Annotated in this window: 18 protein-coding genes; 15 read left to right on the top strand and 3 right to left on the bottom strand. The window is 70.3% G+C overall.

The features are described 5' to 3' along the window. The first annotated feature begins 28 nt into the window (after nucleotides 1-28). Genes HQM25_RS07410 through HQM25_RS07420 form a run of 3 tightly spaced genes read left to right on the top strand, consistent with a single transcriptional unit; the run spans nucleotide 29 to nucleotide 2,685 of the window. Complete coding sequence (locus tag HQM25_RS07410; protein ID WP_172989652.1) at nucleotides 29-829, top strand: CoA transferase subunit A; 801 nt, start codon at nucleotides 29-31, stop codon at nucleotides 827-829. 3 nt (nucleotides 830-832) lie between these two features. Then, nucleotides 833-1,504: a 3-oxoacid CoA-transferase subunit B gene (locus HQM25_RS07415; RefSeq protein ID WP_172989653.1), complete on the top strand. Its 672-nt coding sequence runs from the start codon at nucleotides 833-835 to the stop codon at nucleotides 1,502-1,504. After that, nucleotides 1,501-2,685 carry an acetyl-CoA C-acetyltransferase gene (locus HQM25_RS07420; RefSeq protein WP_172989654.1) on the top strand — a complete coding sequence of 395 codons (1,185 nt, stop codon included), beginning with the start codon at nucleotides 1,501-1,503 and terminating at the stop codon, nucleotides 2,683-2,685. The genes HQM25_RS07415 and HQM25_RS07420 overlap by 4 nt, the downstream gene beginning before the upstream one ends. Nucleotides 2,686-2,730: 45 nt before the next feature. Here HQM25_RS07420 and HQM25_RS07425 read toward each other — a convergent pair whose 3' ends face one another. Then, nucleotides 2,731-2,982 carry a hypothetical protein gene (locus HQM25_RS07425; protein ID WP_172989655.1) on the bottom strand — a complete coding sequence of 84 codons (252 nt, stop codon included), beginning with the start codon at nucleotides 2,980-2,982 and terminating at the stop codon, nucleotides 2,731-2,733. Nucleotides 2,983-3,065: 83 nt separating this feature from the next. Between HQM25_RS07425 and HQM25_RS07430 the strand changes: the two genes are divergently transcribed. The 6 genes from HQM25_RS07430 to ilvC all read left to right on the top strand — a co-directional run bounded on the left by HQM25_RS07430 (nucleotide 3,066) and on the right by ilvC (nucleotide 10,482). Further along, complete coding sequence (locus tag HQM25_RS07430; protein ID WP_172989656.1) at nucleotides 3,066-4,499, top strand: alpha,alpha-trehalose-phosphate synthase (UDP-forming); 1,434 nt, start codon at nucleotides 3,066-3,068, stop codon at nucleotides 4,497-4,499. Next, on the top strand, nucleotides 4,496-5,287 hold the full coding sequence (otsB, locus tag HQM25_RS07435; protein ID WP_172989657.1) for a trehalose-phosphatase: 792 nt from the start codon (nucleotides 4,496-4,498) through the stop codon (nucleotides 5,285-5,287). Before HQM25_RS07430 ends, otsB begins: the two co-directional genes overlap by 4 nt. Nucleotides 5,288-5,297: 10 nt before the next feature. Continuing rightward, nucleotides 5,298-7,004, top strand: a complete 1,707-nt coding sequence (gene ilvD, locus HQM25_RS07440) for a dihydroxy-acid dehydratase (protein WP_172989658.1) — start codon at nucleotides 5,298-5,300, stop codon at nucleotides 7,002-7,004. A 46-nt stretch (nucleotides 7,005-7,050) separates the two neighbouring features. After that, the gene (locus HQM25_RS07445) at nucleotides 7,051-8,853 is read left to right on the top strand and encodes an acetolactate synthase large subunit (RefSeq protein WP_172989659.1); all 1,803 of its coding nucleotides are present in this window, start codon (nucleotides 7,051-7,053) and stop codon (nucleotides 8,851-8,853) included. A 4-nt stretch (nucleotides 8,854-8,857) separates the two neighbouring features. Then, complete coding sequence (gene ilvN / locus HQM25_RS07450; RefSeq protein WP_172989660.1) at nucleotides 8,858-9,367, top strand: acetolactate synthase small subunit; 510 nt, start codon at nucleotides 8,858-8,860, stop codon at nucleotides 9,365-9,367. 89 nt (nucleotides 9,368-9,456) lie between these two features. Beyond that, nucleotides 9,457-10,482 (top strand): ketol-acid reductoisomerase, encoded by a 1,026-nt coding sequence (gene ilvC / locus HQM25_RS07455; protein ID WP_172989661.1) that lies wholly within the window; start codon nucleotides 9,457-9,459, stop codon nucleotides 10,480-10,482. A 135-nt stretch (nucleotides 10,483-10,617) separates the two neighbouring features. Here ilvC and HQM25_RS07460 read toward each other — a convergent pair whose 3' ends face one another. After that, the gene (locus HQM25_RS07460; protein ID WP_172989662.1) at nucleotides 10,618-11,997 is read right to left on the bottom strand and encodes an NAD(P)-binding protein; all 1,380 of its coding nucleotides are present in this window, start codon (nucleotides 11,995-11,997) and stop codon (nucleotides 10,618-10,620) included. A gap of 203 nt (nucleotides 11,998-12,200) precedes the next feature. On the opposite strand from HQM25_RS07460, the gene HQM25_RS07465 reads away from it, so the two are divergent. The 4 genes from HQM25_RS07465 to serA all read left to right on the top strand — a co-directional run bounded on the left by HQM25_RS07465 (nucleotide 12,201) and on the right by serA (nucleotide 15,405). Then, nucleotides 12,201-12,554: a hypothetical protein gene (locus HQM25_RS07465; protein ID WP_172989663.1), complete on the top strand. Its 354-nt coding sequence runs from the start codon at nucleotides 12,201-12,203 to the stop codon at nucleotides 12,552-12,554. A gap of 190 nt (nucleotides 12,555-12,744) precedes the next feature. Further along, a complete protein-coding gene (locus tag HQM25_RS07470) occupies nucleotides 12,745-13,302 on the top strand; it encodes a DNA polymerase III subunit gamma/tau (RefSeq protein WP_172989664.1) in 558 nt (185 codons plus the stop codon). Further along, on the top strand, nucleotides 13,299-13,670 hold the full coding sequence (locus HQM25_RS07475) for a bacitracin resistance protein (protein ID WP_254359609.1): 372 nt from the start codon (nucleotides 13,299-13,301) through the stop codon (nucleotides 13,668-13,670). The genes HQM25_RS07470 and HQM25_RS07475 overlap by 4 nt, the downstream gene beginning before the upstream one ends. 130 nt (nucleotides 13,671-13,800) lie before the next feature. Then, entirely contained in the window at nucleotides 13,801-15,405 is a 1,605-nt protein-coding gene (gene serA, locus HQM25_RS07480; RefSeq protein WP_172989665.1) for a phosphoglycerate dehydrogenase, read from the top strand. A gap of 24 nt (nucleotides 15,406-15,429) precedes the next feature. On the opposite strand, the gene HQM25_RS07485 is transcribed toward serA, so the two are convergent. After that, on the bottom strand, nucleotides 15,430-15,975 hold the full coding sequence (locus HQM25_RS07485) for a TetR/AcrR family transcriptional regulator (RefSeq protein WP_172989666.1): 546 nt from the start codon (nucleotides 15,973-15,975) through the stop codon (nucleotides 15,430-15,432). A gap of 66 nt (nucleotides 15,976-16,041) precedes the next feature. On the opposite strand from HQM25_RS07485, the gene HQM25_RS07490 reads away from it, so the two are divergent. Beyond that, a complete protein-coding gene (locus tag HQM25_RS07490; protein WP_172991570.1) occupies nucleotides 16,042-17,571 on the top strand; it encodes an MFS transporter in 1,530 nt (509 codons plus the stop codon). 9 nt (nucleotides 17,572-17,580) lie between these two features. Beyond that, the gene (locus tag HQM25_RS07495; RefSeq protein ID WP_172989667.1) at nucleotides 17,581-18,633 is read left to right on the top strand and encodes a 3-isopropylmalate dehydrogenase; all 1,053 of its coding nucleotides are present in this window, start codon (nucleotides 17,581-17,583) and stop codon (nucleotides 18,631-18,633) included. Nucleotides 18,634-18,677 lie beyond the last annotated feature (44 nt).

Genomic DNA, 18,677 nt, shown 5'->3' on the forward strand with positions numbered 1-18,677 from the left:
ACCGACGACGACGTCAGAAGGAGCACACGTGATCGACAAGACCTGGGCCTCGGCGGCGGACGCCGTCGCCGACATCCCCGACGGCGCTTCGCTCGCCGTCGGCGGGTTCGGCCTCTCCGGAAACCCGATCGCCCTCATCGAAGCGCTGCTGGCGCAGGGGACCGGGGAGCTGAGCATCGTCAGCAACAACTGCGGCGTCGACGATTGGGGGCTGGGCATCCTGCTGAACGCGAAGCGCATCCGCAAGATGACCTCCTCATACGTCGGCGAGAACAAGGAGTTCGAGCGGCAGTTCCTCTCGGGCGAACTCGAGCTCGAGCTGACCCCGCAGGGCACCCTGGCCGAGAAGCTGCGCGCCGGGGGAGCAGGGATCGCCGCGTTCTTCACGCAGACCGGTGTGGGGACGCAGGTGGCGGAGGGCGGCCTGCCCCGTCGCTACGACGGCGCCGGCGGGGTGGCGGTCGCGTCGCCGGTCAAGGACGTGCGCATCTTCGATGTCACCGGCCGGCCCCGCGAGTATGTGCTCGAGGAGGCGATCGTGACCGACTTCGCCCTCGTGCACGCCGCCAAGGGAGACCGTCACGGCAATCTCGTCTTCAACAAAGCCGCCCGCAACTTCAATCCTCTCGCCGCGATGGCGGGGCGCGTGTGCATCGCGCAGGTGGAGGAGCTCGTCGAGCCGGGCGAGCTCGACCCCGACAGCATCCACCTGCCCGGCATCTACGTGCACCGCGTCGTCGAGGTCGGCACCGGCATCGAGAAGCGCATCGAGCGACGCACCGTCTCGGTCGCACAGTCGTCCGCCCGCGACCTTCCCGAAGGAGCCTGAACCATGGCACGCACCCGCAACGAGATGGCCGCCCGCGCGGCGGCAGAGCTCGCCGACGGCTCGTACGTGAACCTCGGCATCGGCCTGCCCACGCTCGTGCCGAACTTCGTGCCCGACGGCGTCACCGTCGTGCTGCAGTCCGAGAACGGCATCCTCGGCGTCGGGCCCTACCCGACCGAGGAGCGTGTCGATCCCGACCTCATCAACGCCGGCAAGGAGACGGTGACGACCCTTCCCGGGGCCGCGTTCTTCGACTCGGCCACCAGCTTCGGGATGATCCGGGGCGGCAAGATCGACGCCGCGATCCTCGGTGCGATGCAGGTGTCGGCGGGCGGCGACCTCGCGAACTGGATGATCCCCGGGAAGATGGTGAAGGGGCCCGGCGGCGCCATGGACCTCGTCCACGGCGCGGCCACGGTGATCGTGCTGATGGAGCACGTGGCGAAGGACGGCTCGGCGAAGATCGTCGAGGAGTGCTCGCTGCCGCTCACCGGCCGCGGGGTCGTCGACCGCATCATCACCGACCTCGCCGTGATCGATGTGACGGCGGACGGCCTCGTTCTCGTCGAGGTGGCTCCGGGCGTGACCGTCGACGAGGTCATCGCGGCGACCGAGCCGCCGCTGACCGTCGCCGCGGAGCTGCGCACGGCCGAGGAACTTAGGGTGGAAGCATGAACCACGACGACGTCGTCATCGTCGCTGCCGCGCGCACGCCGCAGGGGCGACTGAAGGGCCAGCTGGCTCCGCTGACCGCGGTCCAGCTCGGCAGCGCCGCCATCCGCGGCGCGCTCGAGAAGGGCGGCATCCCTGCCGAGGCCGTCGATGCGGTCCTCGTCGGCCAGGTGCTCGCCGCCGGCTCGGGTCAGAATCCCGCCCGTCAGGCGGCGGTCGGGGCCGGCATCCCCTGGGACGTGCACGCCGGGTCGGTGAACAAGGTGTGCCTGTCGGGGCTGACCGCGGTCATCGACGGCGCGCGCATGATCGCGACCGGGGATGCCGCGGTGGTCGTGGCCGCCGGCATGGAGTCGATGACGCGGGCCCCCCACCTCCTGATGGGCTCCCGCGACGGCTGGACGTACGGGTCGATCGAGGTCCTCGACCACATGGCCCACGACGGTCTCACCGACGCATATGACGCGGAGAGCATGGGCGCCTCCACCGAGCGGCACAACGGCCGGCTCGAGATCACACGCGAGGCCCAGGACGCCGTCGCCGCCCGTTCCCACCAGCGCGCCGCCGCCGCCCAGGCCGCCGGGGTCTTCGACGCGGAGATCGTGCCGGTCCCGATCCCGCAGCGCAAGGGCGACCCGATCGTCGTGACCGCCGACGAAGGAGTGCGACCCGAAACGACCGTGGACACACTCGCGGGGCTGCGGCCCGCCTTCGCCGCCGGCGGATCCATCACGGCGGGCAACTCCTCGCAGATCTCCGACGGCGCCTCGGCGGTCGTCCTCACCTCGCGCTCGCACGCCGACGAGAACGGCTGGGAGGTGCTGGCGGTGGTCGGCGCATCCGGTCAGGTCGCCGGCCCCGACAACTCCCTCCACGCGCAGCCGGCGCGCGCGATCGAGAAGGCCCTCGCCAAGCAGGGCATCTCGGTGGCGGACCTCGACGTCGTGGAGATCAACGAGGCGTTCGGCGCGGTCGTCGCGCGATCGCAGAGCGAGCTCGGGCTCTCGGACGATGTGGTGAATCCGCACGGCGGCGGCATCGCGATCGGCCACCCCATCGGGGCATCCGGCAACCGCCTCGTCGTGCACGCGGTGCACGAGCTCGTGCGGCGGGGCGGCGGCACGGCCGCTGTCGCGCTGTGCGGGGGCGGCGGTCAGGGCGACGCGCTCATCCTCACCCGCTGATCCCGCCGGGGCGTCCGCACGCCGGGCGCCCCTGTTCGGCGGATGTCAGCCGCGCATGCGCGCGCGCAGGATCTTGGCCTCCTTGCCCGAGATCGGGGAGTCGGCCGGCGCGAGCGTGCCGCGGCGCGCACGCCGCGTGTCGACGATGGCGCCGATCGCCAGCGCGAGAGTGATCCCCCAGCTGATCCACGCGAGCGCGGTGCGCCATGTGAACTCGTCGTCGCGGAGGCCGCGCATCAGCGTCATCCCGGCGGTGATCGCGCTGAACAGGCCCGTTCTGAAGAGGTAGGTGCGCATGGGCACCACGCTACCGGGGCGGACATCGCGAGCGCACCGCCCTGTAGCCTGAAAGACGGCAGTGCCGCAATCAGGGAGGTCCCGTGACCCAGGCAGAACTCGTCGTCGTCGCCAACCGTCTGCCCGTGGACAGGGTGGTCGGGGCTGTCGGGGAGGAGGCCTGGCGGCGATCGCCAGGCGGCCTCGTGACGGCCCTCGAGCCGGTGATGAGGCGGGCCGACGGCGCCTGGGTCGGGTGGGCCGGTCAGCCCGACCTCGACGTGGAGCCGTTCGAGTTCGAGGGCACCTTCCTCGTCCCGGTGCGGCTGAGCGCCGAGGAGATCGAGAACTACTACGAAGGCTTCTCGAACGACACGATCTGGCCCCTCTACCACGACGTCATCGCCGCACCCCGCTACCGGCGCGTCTGGTGGGACTCCTACGTGAGGGTGAACCGGCGCTTCGCGGAGGCCGCGGCGGAGGCGGCCGCCCCCGACGCCACCGTGTGGGTGCAGGACTATCAGCTGCAGCTCGTGCCGCAGATGCTGCGCGAGCTGCGGCCCGATCTCACGATCGGCTACTTCCATCACATCCCGTTCCCGGCATACGGCCTCTATTCCCAGCTGCCGTGGCGTCGGCAGGTGCTCGACGGACTGCTGGGGGCCGATGTGATCGGCTTCCAGCGGGTGGCGGACGCCGGCAACTTCGCGCGCGCAGTGCGCCGCGTGCACCACTACACGACCAAGGCGTCCGGCATCACCGTGCCGCTGGAGGACGGCACGACCCGCACGGCCCTGGCCAAGGCCTTCCCGATCTCGATCGACACCGCCGGGTACGTGGAGCTGGCGGAGCGGCCCGACATCCAGGCGCGCGCCGCGGAGATCCGCGAGAGTCTCGGCAATCCCCGCGCGATCCTGCTGGGCGTCGACCGGCTGGATTACACCAAGGGCATCCGCCACCGCATGAAGGCGTTCGGCGAACTTCTCGAGGACGGGCGGGTCAGCGTCGAGGACGCGACCCTCGTGCAGGTGGCGAGCCCCAGCCGCGAGCGCGTCGAGTCGTACGTGCAGCTGCGCGACGAGATCGAGCTGGCCGTGGGGCGCATCAACGGCGACTACGACACGATGGGCCACACCGCGATCCGCTATCTGCACCAGGCGTTCCCCCGCGAGGAGATGGTGGCCCTCTTCCTCGCCGCCGACGTGATGCTCGTCACGGCGCTTCGCGACGGGATGAACCTCGTCGCCAAGGAGTACGTCGCCACCCGCACCGACAATCGCGGCGTGCTCGTGCTCAGCGAGTTCGCGGGAGCCGCCGATGAGCTCGCCAGCGCGGTGCGCATCAACCCGCACGACATCGACGGGATGAAGGATGCCATCATGCGCGCCATCGACATGCCCCCGGCCGAGCAGGGCAGGCGCATGAGGGCGCTGCGCAAGAAGGTGCTCGAGAACGACGTGGCCCGATGGTCGCAATCGTTCCTCGACGCGCTGGAGAGCACCCGGCGCGCCAAGCGCGAGAACGGCGCGGTGGCATGAGCGCCGCCCTCCAGCCCGCCGACGACGTGCTCCGCCGCGTCGTCGACGCACCGCACCTGCTGGTCGCGCTCGATTTCGACGGCACCCTCTCGCCCCTGGTCGACGACCCGATGACCGCCCGCATGCTCCCCGAGGCGCGCACCGCCGTCGAGGCCCTCCTCTCGGCCCCCGGGACGACGGTCGCCCTGGTGTCGGGGCGGAGCCTCCACGATCTGCGCGAGATCGCCGAGCACGGCGACGATTCGCGCATCCTGCTGGCAGGATCCCACGGCGCCGAGTACTGGCTTCCCGGCCAGGGCGTGCTCGCCGTCGAGGACGACCCGTCCGACGTCGAGAAGCGCGATCTGCTGCGCGCCCACGCCGAGCAGGCGACGGCGGACCTCGAGGGCATCTGGATCGAGCCGAAGTCGTTCGGGTTCGGCGTGCACGCGCGCCGGGCCACCGATGCCGACGGCGAGCGTGCGTTCGAGCGCGTCGACGCGCTCGTGGCGGCGGAGGCCCCGCATTGGCGGCGCCGCAGCGGGCACCACATCGTCGAGTACGCGTTCCGGCATGAGGGCAAGGACACCGGCGTCGCCAGATTGCGGAGTATGACGCACGCCGATGCCGTGCTCTTCGCCGGAGACGACGTCACCGACGAAGATGCACTGAAGAGCCTCGCACCGGGGGATCTCGGCGTGCGCGTCGGAGCGGGGGAGACCGCCGCCGCCGTCTCGGTCGCCGACATCCCGGCCTTCGCCGCGCTCCTGAGCACGCTGGCGGCCGAGCGGTCTGCCGCGCGGGAATAGACTTTCGACCATGTCCCAGCCCGACGAATCGATCGACATCAAGCCGCGCAGCCGTGTGATCACCCACGGCATCGAAGCCACCACCTCCCGCGGGATGCTCCGCGGCGTCGGAATGGGCGACGACGACTGGGACAAGCCCCAGATCGGCATCGCGTCGAGCTGGAACGAGATCACCCCCTGCAACCTGAGCCTCGACCGGCTCGCGCAGGGTGCGAAGGAGGGCGTGCACTCCGGCGGCGGCTATCCGCTCCAGTTCGGCACGATCTCCGTCTCCGACGGCATCTCCATGGGCCACGAGGGCATGCACTTCTCCCTGGTCTCCCGTGAGGTGATCGCCGACTCCGTCGAGACCGTCGTCATGGCCGAGCGCCTCGACGGCACCGTGCTGCTCGCCGGCTGCGACAAGTCGATCCCCGGCATGCTCATGGCCTCGGCCCGCCTCGATCTTTCCAGCGTGTTCCTCTACGCGGGCTCGATCGCGCCGGGGTGGGTGAAGCTCAGCGACGGCACCGAGAAGGAGATCACGATCATCGACTCCTTCGAGGGCGTCGGTGCGTGTCTGGCGGGCCGCATGACGGAGGCAGACCTCAAGCGCATCGAGTGCTCGTTCGCCCCCGGCGAGGGCGCCTGCGGCGGCATGTACACCGCCAACACCATGGCCTCGGTCGCCGAGGCGCTCGGACTGTCGCTGCCGGGCTCGGCCGCACCGCCGTCGGCGGACCGTCGGCGTGACTACTTCGCCCACCGTTCGGGCGAGGCCGTCGTCAATCTCCTGAAGCAGGGGATCACCACCCGCGACATCCTCACCAAGGAGGCGTTCGAGAACGCGATCGCGCTGGCGATGGCGCTGGGCGGGTCGACCAACGTCGTGCTGCACCTGCTCGCGATCGCCCGCGAGGCCGAGGTCGACATCGACCTCCACGACTTCAACCGCATCGGCGACAAGGTGCCGCATGTGGCGGACATGAAGCCGTTCGGCAAGTACGTCATGAACGACGTCGACCGACACGGCGGCATCCCGGTCGTGCTCAAGGCCATGCTCGACGAGGGCCTCATCCACGGCGACGCCCTCACGGTGACCGGCAGGACCATGGCCGAGAACCTCGCCGCGCTCGACCCCGATCCTGTCGACGGCGAGGTCATCCACTCCTTCGCCGACCCGATCCACACCAAGGGCGGCATCACGATCCTGCACGGTTCGATCGCGCCCGAGGGCGCCGTCGTGAAGTCCGCGGGCTTCGACGCCGACGTGTTCGAGGGGCCCGCGCGCGTGTTCGAGCGCGAGCGTGCGGCCATGGACGCGCTGGAGGCCGGCCGGATCCAGGCGGGCGATGTCGTCGTCATCCGCTACGAGGGACCCAAGGGCGGCCCCGGCATGCGGGAGATGCTCGCGATCACCGCGGCCATCAAGGGCGCGGGGCTCGGAAAAGATGTACTACTCTTGACGGACGGCAGATTCTCAGGCGGCACAACCGGCCTGTGCATCGGCCACATAGCACCCGAAGCGGTGGACGCTGGTCCCATCGCCTTCGTGCGCGATGGTGATCTGATACGGGTCGATATCGCGGCTCGCACTCTCGACCTACTCGTCGACGACGCAGAGCTGAGCTCCCGCCGGGACGGCTGGGAGCCCCTTCCTCCGCGCTATACCCGTGGCGTCCTTGCCAAGTACTCCCGTCTTGTGCGCTCCGCAGCCGAGGGCGCCGTCACGGGCTGACCTGGCGCCCGACTCAGACCTTCCGTTCTTCTCGAGGGAAATCACCATGCCCGCCGAAACCGCCACGGCCGTTCCCCGGCCGCCCGCCCGCACCGCTGCCGCGCCCGTGCTCACGGGTGCCCAGGCCGTCGTCCGCTCGCTCGAGCTGCTGGGGGTGACCGACGTGTTCGGCCTTCCCGGCGGCGCGATCCTGCCGGTGTACGACCCCCTGATGGACACGTCCGAGATCCGTCACATCCTCGTCCGCCACGAGCAGGGCGCCGGACACGCCGCCGAAGGCTACGCCTCGGCATCCGGCGGGGTCGCGGTCGCCATCGCGACCTCCGGCCCGGGCGCCACCAACCTTGTGACGGCGATCGCCGACGCGTATATGGACTCGGTGCCGATCGTCTGCATCACCGGCCAGGTCTTCTCGACCCTGATGGGGACCGACGCGTTCCAGGAGGCCGACATCGTGGGGATCACGATGCCGATCACGAAGCACTCGTTCCTGGTCAAGGACGCCGCCGAGATCCCCGGCGCGATCGCCGCCGCGTTCGAGATCGCCGGCACCGGGCGCCCCGGCCCTGTGCTCGTGGACATCACGAAGGACGCACAGCAGGCCGAGGCGCCGTTCGTGTGGCCGCCCAAGATCGAGCTCCCGGGCTACCGGCCCGTGACCAAGGCGCACGGCAAGCAGATCCAGGCCGCGGCACAGCTGCTGAAGGATGCGAAGAAGCCGGTGCTCTATGTCGGCGGCGGTGTCGTGCGGGCCAAGGCGGCCGCCGAGCTGCTCACCCTCGCCGAGACGACGGGCGCGCCGGTCGTCACGACGCTGATGGCCCGCGGTGCCTTCCCCGACTCGCACGCCCAGCATCTGGGCATGCCGGGCATGCACGGCACGGTGCCGGCGGTGCTGGCGCTCCAGGAGGCAGACCTGCTCGTCGCCCTGGGCGCCCGTTTCGACGATCGCGTGACCGGCAAAGCGGCCCTCTTCGCCCCGAACGCCCAGGTGGTCCACGTCGACATCGACCCCGCGGAGATCTCCAAGATCCGCGCGGCGGATGTGCCGATCGTGGGCGATCTGCGCGATGTGCTGGTCGACCTGGATGCAGCGTACCGCGGCACGACGGAGGGCACGCAGCCCGACATCTCGGAGTGGTGGTCGTTCCTCGACGGCCTGCGCGACGAATTCCCGCTCGGCTACGCGCCCACCACCGACGGCCTGCTGGCGCCGCAGTACGTGATCCAGCGCATCGGCGAGCTCACCGGACCCGAGGGCGTGTATGCCGCCGGGGTCGGCCAGCACCAGATGTGGGCGGCGCAGTTCATCAAGTACGAGCGTCCGAACGCGTGGCTCAACTCGGGTGGCGCCGGCACGATGGGCTACGCGGTCCCCGCCGCCATGGGGGCGAAGGTCGCCCAGCCGGAGCGTCACGTGTGGGCGATCGACGGCGACGGCTGCTTCCAGATGACCAATCAGGAGCTCGCCACCTGCGCGATCAACAACATCCCGATCAAGGTCGCGATCATCAACAACTCATCGCTCGGCATGGTGCGCCAGTGGCAGACCCTCTTCTACGACGGCCGCTACTCGCACACCGATCTGAACACCGGGCACGACACCGTCCGCATCCCCGACTTCGTGAAGCTCGCCGAGGCGTACGGCTGCCTCGCGATCCGCGTCGAGAAGGAGGAAGACGTGGATGCCGCGATCAAGACGGCGCTCGAGACGAACGATCGTCCCGTGGTGATCGACTTCGTGGTCAGCGCCGACGCGATGGTGTGGCCGATGGTCCCGCAGGGCGTCAGCAACAGCTACATCCAGTACGCGCGCGACCACGCGCCGGCGTTCGAGCAGGAGGACTGAGGCCATGTCGACACACGTGCTGAGCCTCCTCGTGGAGGACAAGCCGGGTCTGCTCACCCGCGTGGCGGGGCTGTTCGCCCGCCGCGGGTTCAACATCAACTCGCTCGCGGTGGGCGTCACCGAAGTGCCGGGCCTGTCCCGCATCACGGTCGTCGTCGACGTGGAGGACCTGCCGCTCGAGCAGGTGACCAAGCAGCTGAACAAGCTGGTGAACGTCATCAAGATCGTGGAGCTGGATGCTGCGGCATCCGTGCAGCGCGAGCACATGCTCGTGAAGGTGCGCACAGACAATGCGACGCGCTCCAACGTGCTCGAGGTGGTGAACCTCTTCCGCGCGTCGGTCGTCGACTACGCGCCGGACGCGCTGGTGGCCGAGGTCACCGGTGACAAGGGCAAGGTGGAGGCCTTCCTCCGGGCGCTGGAGCCCTTCGGGATCAAGGAGCTCGCCCAGTCGGGCCTCCTGGCCATCGGCCGCGGCGGCAAGAGCATCACCGAACGCGTCCTGCGCGGCTGAACCCTTTTTCGCATGCCGCTCACCGGTCGTTGAGCGAGCGAAGCGAGACGAAACGCAACGACCGGAAACGAATCAAGGAGAACACGAAGATGGCTGAGATCTTCTACGACGACGACGCCGACCTGAGCATCATCCAGGGCAAGAAGGTCGCGATCGTCGGCTACGGCTCGCAGGGTCACGCGCACGCCCAGAACCTGCGCGACTCGGGCGTCGAGGTCGTCATCGCCCTCAAGGACGGCTCGAAGTCGACCGCGAAGGCCCAGGAGGAGGGCTTCGAGGTCAAGTCCGTCGCCGACGCCACCGCGTGGGCAGACCTCATCATGATCCTCGCGCCCGATCAGCACCAGCGCGGCATCTACAACGACCACATCAAGCCGAACCTCGCGGCGGGCAAGACGCTCGCCTTCGCGCACGGCTTCAACATCCGCTTCGGCTACATCGAGGCACCGGAGGGCGTCGACGTGATCCTCGTCGCCCCCAAGGCGCCGGGCCACACCGTGCGCCGCGAGTACGTCGCCGGGCGCGGCATCCCGGACATCATCGCGGTCGAGCGCGACGCGTCGGGCTCGGCGTGGGACACCGCGCTCTCGTACGCCAAGGCCATCGGCGGCACCCGTGCGGGCGTCATCAAGACGACCTTCACCGAGGAGACCGAGACCGACCTGTTCGGCGAGCAGGCGGTGCTCTGCGGCGGCGTCTCGCAGCTGATCCAGTACGGCTTCGAGACCCTGACCGAGGCCGGCTACCAGCCGCAGATCGCGTACTTCGAGGTGCTGCACGAGCTCAAGCTCATCGTCGACCTCATGTGGGAGGGCGGCATCGCCAAGCAGCGCTGGTCGGTCTCCGACACCGCCGAGTACGGCGACTACGTCTCGGGCCCCCGTGTGATCGACCCGCGCGTGAAGGAGAACATGCAGGGCGTGCTCGCCGACATCCAGTCGGGTGCGTTCGCGGAGCGCTTCATCGGCGACCAGGACAACGGCGCCGTCGAGTTCCAGGAGCTGCGCGCCAAGGCCGCCGCCCACCCGATCGAGGCCGTCGGAAAGGACCTGCGCGCGCTGTTCGCGTGGAAGCAGCAGGACGCCGACTACGTCGAGGGCAGCGCCGCGCGCTGACCCACCCAGGCCCTCGGCGCACACGCCGAGACCAGGCTTGAACGAGCCACGGAGGCCCGGCCCTTACGAGGGGCCGGGCCTTCGGCGTTCCCGCACCGGAGCGGCGTCGCTCCCGCGGTCGTGCGGCTCTGCGGATCAGGCGCCGGCCGCCATCTCGACGAGCCGGGCGCGCCCCGGTCCGATCGCCGTGCGCAGGCGCGCGGCGGCGTCGAGCACAGCGGGGTCCTCCGCGCGGTCGGCCGGGACCCGCGACGGGTTGAGCGTCGTCGTGTTCGCCCAGGCGCGGATGTCGGGGTGGCCCGCCATGGCGAGCGACGCGTCTCCGCCGACGATCTGCATCCGCACCCAGTCCGCCGGTGTGTTCGAGTAGGGCGACGGACGGCAGCAGTCGTTGCGGGCGACGTCGTCGGCGCGTGTGGCCTCCACATATCCGGTCATCGCCGCACCGAAGCAGGGGAATCCGACGCGCACCGGACGCGGGCGGATCGCATCGGGCTGCCAGATCGGCACCAGCGGCGGGTAGGCGAGGCCCGAGGCGGCGCAGTGCACCACCACGGCGTTCGTCGACACCCGCACGTCGCGATCGTCGAATCGGAGGAGACCGGCGGCGACGGCGCGCAGGTGCGCCCCGCGCTCGACGCGGGAGATCGTGCGGAGCATCTCGATCTCCCAGTGCGCGATGGTGGGGGATTTCGCCATCGTCGGGGTGACGGACGGGTCGATGCGCAGCATGATCTCCCGCTCCTCGAGGCGGCGGAACAGATCGTCGGGGGTGCGCGCGTCGATCGCCGCGGCCATGGTGTCGGCGGCCATGCCGAGGAAGATCGCGGGGTCGGGCTGCACGACCGCACGGTTGAGCATCCAGGGGTCGCGCGGCCGGACCCAGCAGATGCAGTCCGGGTCGACGCCGGCCCGCAGGAGCCAGATGCAGGCGTCGGTCGCCGTCTTCCCCGCGCCCACGACGACGTATTCATCCGGCGGATCGGCGAGGTGCACGAGGTCGTTGACGGGGATCACAATCATCCCGTCCTCGACGGCGAACGGCGGCGGTGTGGTGGCCGGGATCGTCGGGGCGAGGTAGGCGGCATCCACCACTCTCGCCCCGCGCACGCGATGACGGGTGCCGCTCACGATGGACCGGAACCCGTCGCCCCCGGTCCATTCGCAGCCGGGGTGGAACTGCACGCGGCCGGCGGAGACCAGGTCGTTCATCACATCCGCGTAGTAGACGCAGATCTCCGGGGCGGTCGCCCGCTCGTGTAGCCCCTGCTCGGGGCCGGCCGTCTGCAGGCGGCCGCCGCCGAGCAGCGTCGACGCCACCCCGTAGAACGCCGAGGCCTGATGCAGCCGCACGAACGGATACGCGTCGAGCCAGTGCCCACCCGGCGCATGCCGTCGGTCCACGATGGCCACCGTGGCGTCGCTGTGGTGCACCAGCGCATCGGTGAACGCCATCCCCATGGCGCCCGCTCCGATCACCAGGTAGTCGGCGTCGACCTCGATGAGAGCCCCCATGACCACATCCCAGCAACGCGTCGCGGGCACGTCAAGGCGGTTCGCGGCCGTGCGCTCCGCGACGCCCCGCCACGAGAGCGTCGCGCGTCGTCGAGGGCCTTGTAGCTTTCCTCAGCGATCGCGGCGTATCACCGTCGCCCCTTCGTTCTCCTCATACAGCGAGGGACCGAGAAGCGATCCCCGGGAAAGCAAAGGAGCAGCCGATGTCTCACATCGGAACCGGCGTCCGTCGCCCGGCAGGGACGATCGCCATCATCACCACCCTCGCGGTGCTCGGACTCGGGCTCGCGGGATGCCAGACCACCACGGCCGCATCACAGGAGGCCGAGCGCAGCGGCCCGGTGTCGGCGGCGCAGATCGAGCGCACCGCGAAGGCCGCGCAGGAGCGCTACGAAGGCCTTGCGGAGTACTACGCGAAGCGCGCCCAGAACGGCGTCGCCGCCGACGGCGGCCAGCCCGTCTCGGCACAGGTCGCGGACCGCCTCGAGAACGCCGCATCGACCGGCGGGCAGCCCGTCTCGGCCATGACGGCCGACCGGCTCGACCGGATCCGCTGATTCCTCGCGCGACGCGAGCTCAGGGCCTCCACCCGCACGGGTGGAGGCCCTCGTCGCGATCGGCGGGGCTTCCCGCCCGGGAGATCGTGCCCGCGATTCACCGCCGATCGTCTCGAGCGCGAGCTCGCGCGAGGGTGAACGCATCGGCCGGTCCGCGATCGCCATTCGGACCGCCCGGTACGCTGGGCGGGTGAGCACTTCCAGAGACGACGATGCCTTCCGCTGGGAGGGCGACGCCGATCCGACGCTCGATGCGGGCGGTTCGACCGGCGGGGAGTCGGCGGCGGGGGAGGCAGCGGCCGCCCACGACACCGGCACCGTCGGCGCGGGCGAGGTGGCTCCGGGGCTCCCGGCCGGGTACACCGCGGTCGGCAAGGGGAGCGCGCCCGTTCCGGCGGTCCCCTCTGCGGACGCCGCTGCGGACGGTGGCGAGGCGGGCGGACAGTCCGCGTCGATCGGCAACGCGGCGCTCGTCGCGCTCGGCGTCCTCGGCGGGATCTACGGCCTGTTCACGCTCGGCTGGATCTTCGGGGGACTTCGCCTGCAGGGCGTCGCCCAGTACCTCGTCGCCGACGTGATGTTCCAGGGGAGCTTCTGGCTCGCGGTGCTCGCGCCCGCGCTGTGGTTCGCCACGACCTGGCTGCTGACGGCGACCTCGCGGGCGTGGGTCCGGTTCGTGTGGCTGGCGGCGGGCGCGGTGCTGCTGCTGCCCTGGCCCTTCGTGATGATCGGGGCGGTCGGACAGTGAGCACGGAATCGATGGATGCCGCACCCGCGCCGCGCGCGCGACGCACGCCCACATGGCTGATCGCCACGATCGGCGGGGCGTTCGGCCTGTTCTACGCCTACGCGGTGTGGAACGCGATCGGGAACCTGACCCAGACCGTGCAGGATTTCTCCGCCGTGGGACTCGGGCTGAACGCGCTGGGGTGGTTCCTGTGGATCTTCGCGGCAGCCTTCCCCGTGCTCGTCTGGGCCGCGGCGTTCGCGATCGGCTATCGCCGGGCCGCCCACCACTTCGCCCTGGTGATGCTCACGGGTCTGGCCCTCGTCGCGGTCTTCTGGCTGAACGTCATCTCCTACGCGACGCTCAACACGACCGCGCTCGTCGGCTGACGCGGGGCGTCACACGGTCAGGACCCCACCGTCTGCCGCGATAGGCTGGCACAGGCCTCGCCCGTGAGCCGCGGCGCGGCATCCTGCACTGCTTCTGCGCCCTCGCGCACCGCCCCGAAGGAATCCATCCGTGCCGAAGCCCGTCGTGCTCATCGCCGAAGAACTCTCGCCCGCCACGATCGACGCCCTGGGGCCCGACTTCGAGATCCGTCACGTCGACGGCACCGATCGTCCGGCGCTGCTGTCGGCGCTCGCCGAGGCGAACGCGGTGCTCGTTCGATCCGCCACCAAGATCGACGCCGAGGCGATCGCCGCAGCTCCCGTCCTCAAGGTGGTCGCCCGCGCGGGCGTCGGACTGGACAACGTCGACATCAAGACGGCGACCACCGCCGGGGTGATGGTCGTCAACGCGCCCACTTCGAACATCATCTCGGCCGCCGAGCTCACCGTCGGCCACATCCTGGCCCTGGCCCGGCACATCCCCGCCGCACACGCATCGCTCGCGGGCGGCGCATGGAAGCGCAGCGCCTACACCGGCACGGAGCTCTACGAGAAGACGGTCGGCATCATCGGCCTCGGCCGCATCGGCGCGCTGATCGCCGCGCGCGTGCAGGCCTTCGGCACGAAGGTCGTCGCGTACGACCCGTACGTCACGAGCGCCCGCGCACAGCAGCTCGGCGTGCACCTGCTGACCCTCGACGAGCTGCTCGAGCAGAGTGACTTCATCACGATCCACATGCCGAAGACGCCCGAGACCACGGGGATGATCGGCATCGAGCAGATGCAGCGCATGAAGCGCTCCGCGTACCTCGTGAACGTCGCTCGCGGCGGCCTCATCGACGAGGAGGCGCTGTACAAGGCGCTCACGACCGGCGAGATCGCCGGTGCCGGCCTCGACGTGTTCACCTCGGAGCCCCCGGTCGAGGGCGGATCGGCACGAATGCTCCTCGACCTTCCGAACGTGATCGTCACGCCGCACCTCGGTGCCTCCACCGACGAGGCGCAGGAGAAGGCGGGCGTCTCGGTCGCGAACTCGGTTCGTCTCGCACTCGGGGGAGACCTCGTGCCCGACGCCGTCAACGTCGCGGGCGGGATCATCGACCCGTACGTGCGCCCCGGCATCCCGCTCGTCGAGAAGCTTGGCCAGATCTTCGCGGCGCTCGCCCACTCGCCGCTGACGAGCCTCGACGTCGAGGTGCACGGCGAGCTGAACGCCTACGACGTGAGCGTGCTGAAGCTGGCGGCGCTGAAGGGAGTGTTCACGAACATCGTGAGCGAGACGGTCTCGTACGTGAACGCTCCGCTCCTGGCCGAGCAGCGCGGTGTCGAGGTGCGTCTGCTCGTCGACGAGGACAGCCCCGAATACCGCAACGTCATCACCCTGCGCGGGGCCCTCTCCGACGGCTCGCAGCTTTCGGTGTCGGGGACGCTCACCGGCACCAAGCAGGTCGAGAAGCTCGTCGGGATCAACGACTACGCGATCGAGCTGCCCATCGAGCAGCACCACATCGTCATGCTCTACACCGACCGGCCGGGCATCGTCGCGGTGTACGGCCAGAAGTTCGGCGAGGCGGGCATCAACATCGCGGGCATGCAGATCGCCCGCGAGAACGCCGGCGGCCAGGCGCTGTCGGTGCTCACGGTCGACTCGCCGGTCGACGACGAGCTCCTCGACGAGGTGCGCACCGCGATCTCGGCCGACCTGTTCCGTCAGATCGAGATCACCGAGTCCTGAACGCGGCGCGGCCCGCGTCGATGATCAGGCGCGGGCCGCGGCCTCGACCAGTGCGATGAGCGCGTCGAGGGCGGCCCCTTCGGGCACAGGCCCGGGGATCGAGCCGCCCTCGAGGGCGTTGTTGAAGTAGAGGCCGTCGCTGACGAGCATCACGAGGTCCAGCGCCGTGTCGTCCTTGGTGTGCGGCCGCAGGACCGCCGTCCACTGCTCCCGGATGCCGCGCAGCGCGTCGCGCGCGGCGGTGTTGCCGGTCTGCGCCAGGCGCGCGGTCGCGAGGATCGCGCGATCGATCGGGTCGTTCGCCATGACCGACGTGCGAAGGAAGTAGGCGACCGGCCCCTCCGGCGACGTGGCCATCGCGGAGACATCTTCGTTCACGAGGGCGTGCAGGCGCTCGACCAGCCCCTGCTCGAGCGCGTCCTTCGAACCGAAGTGATAGAGCAGGCCGCCCTTGGAGACGCCGGCGGCGCGGGCCGTGGCATCCATCGTCGCGGCCCGCTCGCCCTCGTCGATCAGGATCCGCTCGAACGCGTCGAGCACCTTCTCGCGGGCGAGGGGAGGGCGGCTCATGGCGTCGATCGTATCGACAGAGTGCTCGTCGTCCTGTTACTATACCGGCTGGACGGTGTAGAAATGATGACGCTCACTCAAGAACTCGAGATCGCCGACGCGCACGCGCGCAAGGTCGGCTGGCGCGGCTGGGCCGCGCTGGTCGTGCTCATGCTGCCGGTGCTCCTCGTCTCGGTCGACAACACGGTGCTGAGCTTCGCGATCCCCGCGATCGCGCTCGAGCTGGAACCGACGAGCGCCCAGCAGCTGTGGATCATCGACGCGTACCCGCTCGTGCTCGCGGGGCTGCTCGTGACGATGGGCACGCTCGGCGACCGCTTCGGCCGCCGCCGGATGCTGATGATCGGGGCCTCCGGCTTCGCCGCGGTATCCGTGCTCGCGGCGTTCGCCCCCACCGCCGAAGCCCTCATCGCGGCGCGCGTCGCGCTCGGCTTCTTCGGCGCGATGCTGATGCCGTCGACGCTGTCGCTGCTGCGGAGCATCTTCACGGACCGCGACCAGCGGCGCCTCGCGATCGCCGTGTGGGCGTCGATGTTCTCGGCGGGATCCGCGCTCGGGCCCATCGTGGGGGGGATCCTCCTCGAGCACTTCTGGTGGGGCTCGGTGTTCCTCCTCGCCGTGCCGGTGCTGATCCCGCTCCTCATCTTCGCGCCGATTCTCGTGCCTGAGAGCCGCGACCCGAACCCGGGGCGGATCGACCCGGTCTCGATCGCGCTCTCGATGGCGACCATGATTCCCGTCGTCTACGGCATCAAGGAGCTGGCCGTCCACGGCCCGAGCCTCGTGGTCGCGGCGCTGTTCGCCGCGGGGCTCGGCTTCGGCTGGATGTTCGTGCGCCGCCAGCTGCGCGCCGACACCCCGATGCTGGACATGCGTCTGTTCCGGAACCCCACGTTCACGGGTGCGCTGCTGGTGAACCTGCTCAGCGTGATCGCCCTGGTCGGCTTCCTGTTCTTCGTCGCGCAGCACCTCCAGCTGGTCGTCGGACTCACCCCGATGGAGGCGGGTCTGGCCCTCGTGCCGGGCCTGGCCGCGATGATCCTCGCCGGCCTCGCCGTCGTGCCGATCTCGTCGCGGGTCTCGCCCCGGATGGTGGTGCCCGCTGCGCTCGTCTTCTCCGTCGTCGGCTACGCGGTGGTCGGCTTCGCGACGACACCCGACGCGCTGTGGCTGCTGATCACGGCGTTCGTGTCGCTCGGCATCGGGATCGGCGCGGCCGAGACCGTGTCGAACGAGCTGATCCTCGCCAGCGCGCCTCCCGCCAAGGCGGGTGCGGCGAGCGCGGTCTCCGAGACCGCGTACGAGCTCGGCGCGGTGCTCGGCACCGCCCTGCTCGGAGGCATCCTGACTGCCCTCTACCGCACGAACCTCGCGCTTCCCGCTGGCCTCCCCGTCGAGGCCGCCGCCGCCGCGCGGGAGACCCTGGCGGGGGCCGTCCATGCGGCCGACGAGGTCGGGGGGATGCTGGGCCCGCAGCTTCGGGATGCCGCGGCCCACGCGTTCGACCAGGGTGTGATCGTGACCTCGCTCATCGGCGCGGCGCTCGTCGTTTCGGCCGGTGTCATCGCGGCGTCGACGCTCGGTCGCCGCCGCTAATCTGGGGGGATGCCCCGCAACGTGAAGCTCGCCGTCATCCCGGGTGACGGCATCGGTCCCGAAGTCGTCGCCGAAGCGGAGAAGGTGCTCGACGCCGTCACCGCAGGGTCCGGCATCCACTTCGAGACCACACGCTTCTCGCTGGGCGCCGCGCGCTTCCTCGAGACCGGCGACACGCTCACCGATGGCGACCTCGCCTCGATCGCCGCGCACGACGCGATCCTGCTCGGCGCGGTCGGGGGAGTGCCCGGCGACCCGAGGCTGAAGGATGCCAACATCGAGCGCGGGCTGCTGCTGAAGCTGCGCTTCGCCCTCGACCACTACGTGAACCTGCGCCCGTCGAAGCTGTACCCCGGTGTCCCGGGACCCCTCGCCGCGCCCGGCGACATCGACTTCGTGGTCGTGCGAGAAGGCACCGAGGGACCCTACGTCGGCAACGGCGGATCGATCCGCACCGGTACTCCCCACGAAGTCGCCAACGAGACCTCCGTGAACACCGCGTTCGGCATCGAGCGGGTCGTGCGCTACGCGTTCGACCTGGCCGAGCGCCGCCGCAGGAAGCTCACCCTCGTGCACAAGACGAACGTGCTCGTCCACGCGGGCGGCATCTACAAGCGCGTCGTCGACGAGGTGGCGCGGGAGCATCCCGACGTGGCCGTAGACTACGTGCACGTCGATGCGGCCACCATCTATCTGGTCACGAACCCGGGCCGGTTCGACGTGATCGTCACCGACAACCTCTTCGGCGACATCCTGACCGACCTGGCCGGCGCCGTCACCGGTGGCATCGGCCTCGCCGCCTCGGGCAACATCAACCCCGACGGCGCGTTCCCCTCGATGTTCGAGCCCGTGCACGGATCGGCGCCCGACATCGCGGGACAGCAGAAGGCCGACCCCACGGCCGCGATCCTCTCGGTCGCGCTGCTGCTCGATCACCTCGGGCTGCGCGACGAGTCGCTGCGCGTCACCCGCGCGGTCGAGGCCGACATCGCAGACCGTGGTGAGGTCGCGCGCACCACCGCTCAGATCGGCGACGCCATCGCCGCCCGTCTCCAGGCGTAACCTGGGGACTGGTTTCCGCGCCGCCACCACCAGCCAGGACGTGA

It is taken from the genome of Microbacterium hominis (assembly GCF_013282805.1).
Taxonomy (GTDB): domain Bacteria; phylum Actinomycetota; class Actinomycetes; order Actinomycetales; family Microbacteriaceae; genus Microbacterium; species Microbacterium hominis_B.

Coding starts and splice junctions, on each gene's coding strand:
- HQM25_RS07425 (WP_172989655.1), bottom strand. CDS start 2,982: ATGCGCACCTACCTCTTCAGAACGGGCCTGTTCAGCGCGATCACCGCC.
- HQM25_RS07460 (WP_172989662.1), bottom strand. CDS start 11,997: ATGGGGGCTCTCATCGAGGTCGACGCCGACTACCTGGTGATCGGAGCG.
- ilvN (WP_172989660.1), top strand. CDS start 8,858: ATGTCGACACACGTGCTGAGCCTCCTCGTGGAGGACAAGCCGGGTCTG.
- ilvC (WP_172989661.1), top strand. CDS start 9,457: ATGGCTGAGATCTTCTACGACGACGACGCCGACCTGAGCATCATCCAG.
- HQM25_RS07445 (WP_172989659.1), top strand. CDS start 7,051: ATGCCCGCCGAAACCGCCACGGCCGTTCCCCGGCCGCCCGCCCGCACC.
- otsB (WP_172989657.1), top strand. CDS start 4,496: ATGAGCGCCGCCCTCCAGCCCGCCGACGACGTGCTCCGCCGCGTCGTC.
- HQM25_RS07495 (WP_172989667.1), top strand. CDS start 17,581: ATGCCCCGCAACGTGAAGCTCGCCGTCATCCCGGGTGACGGCATCGGT.
- HQM25_RS07420 (WP_172989654.1), top strand. CDS start 1,501: ATGAACCACGACGACGTCGTCATCGTCGCTGCCGCGCGCACGCCGCAG.
- HQM25_RS07465 (WP_172989663.1), top strand. CDS start 12,201: ATGTCTCACATCGGAACCGGCGTCCGTCGCCCGGCAGGGACGATCGCC.
- HQM25_RS07415 (WP_172989653.1), top strand. CDS start 833: ATGGCACGCACCCGCAACGAGATGGCCGCCCGCGCGGCGGCAGAGCTC.
- HQM25_RS07490 (WP_172991570.1), top strand. CDS start 16,042: ATGACGCTCACTCAAGAACTCGAGATCGCCGACGCGCACGCGCGCAAG.
- HQM25_RS07485 (WP_172989666.1), bottom strand. CDS start 15,975: ATGAGCCGCCCTCCCCTCGCCCGCGAGAAGGTGCTCGACGCGTTCGAG.
- ilvD (WP_172989658.1), top strand. CDS start 5,298: ATGTCCCAGCCCGACGAATCGATCGACATCAAGCCGCGCAGCCGTGTG.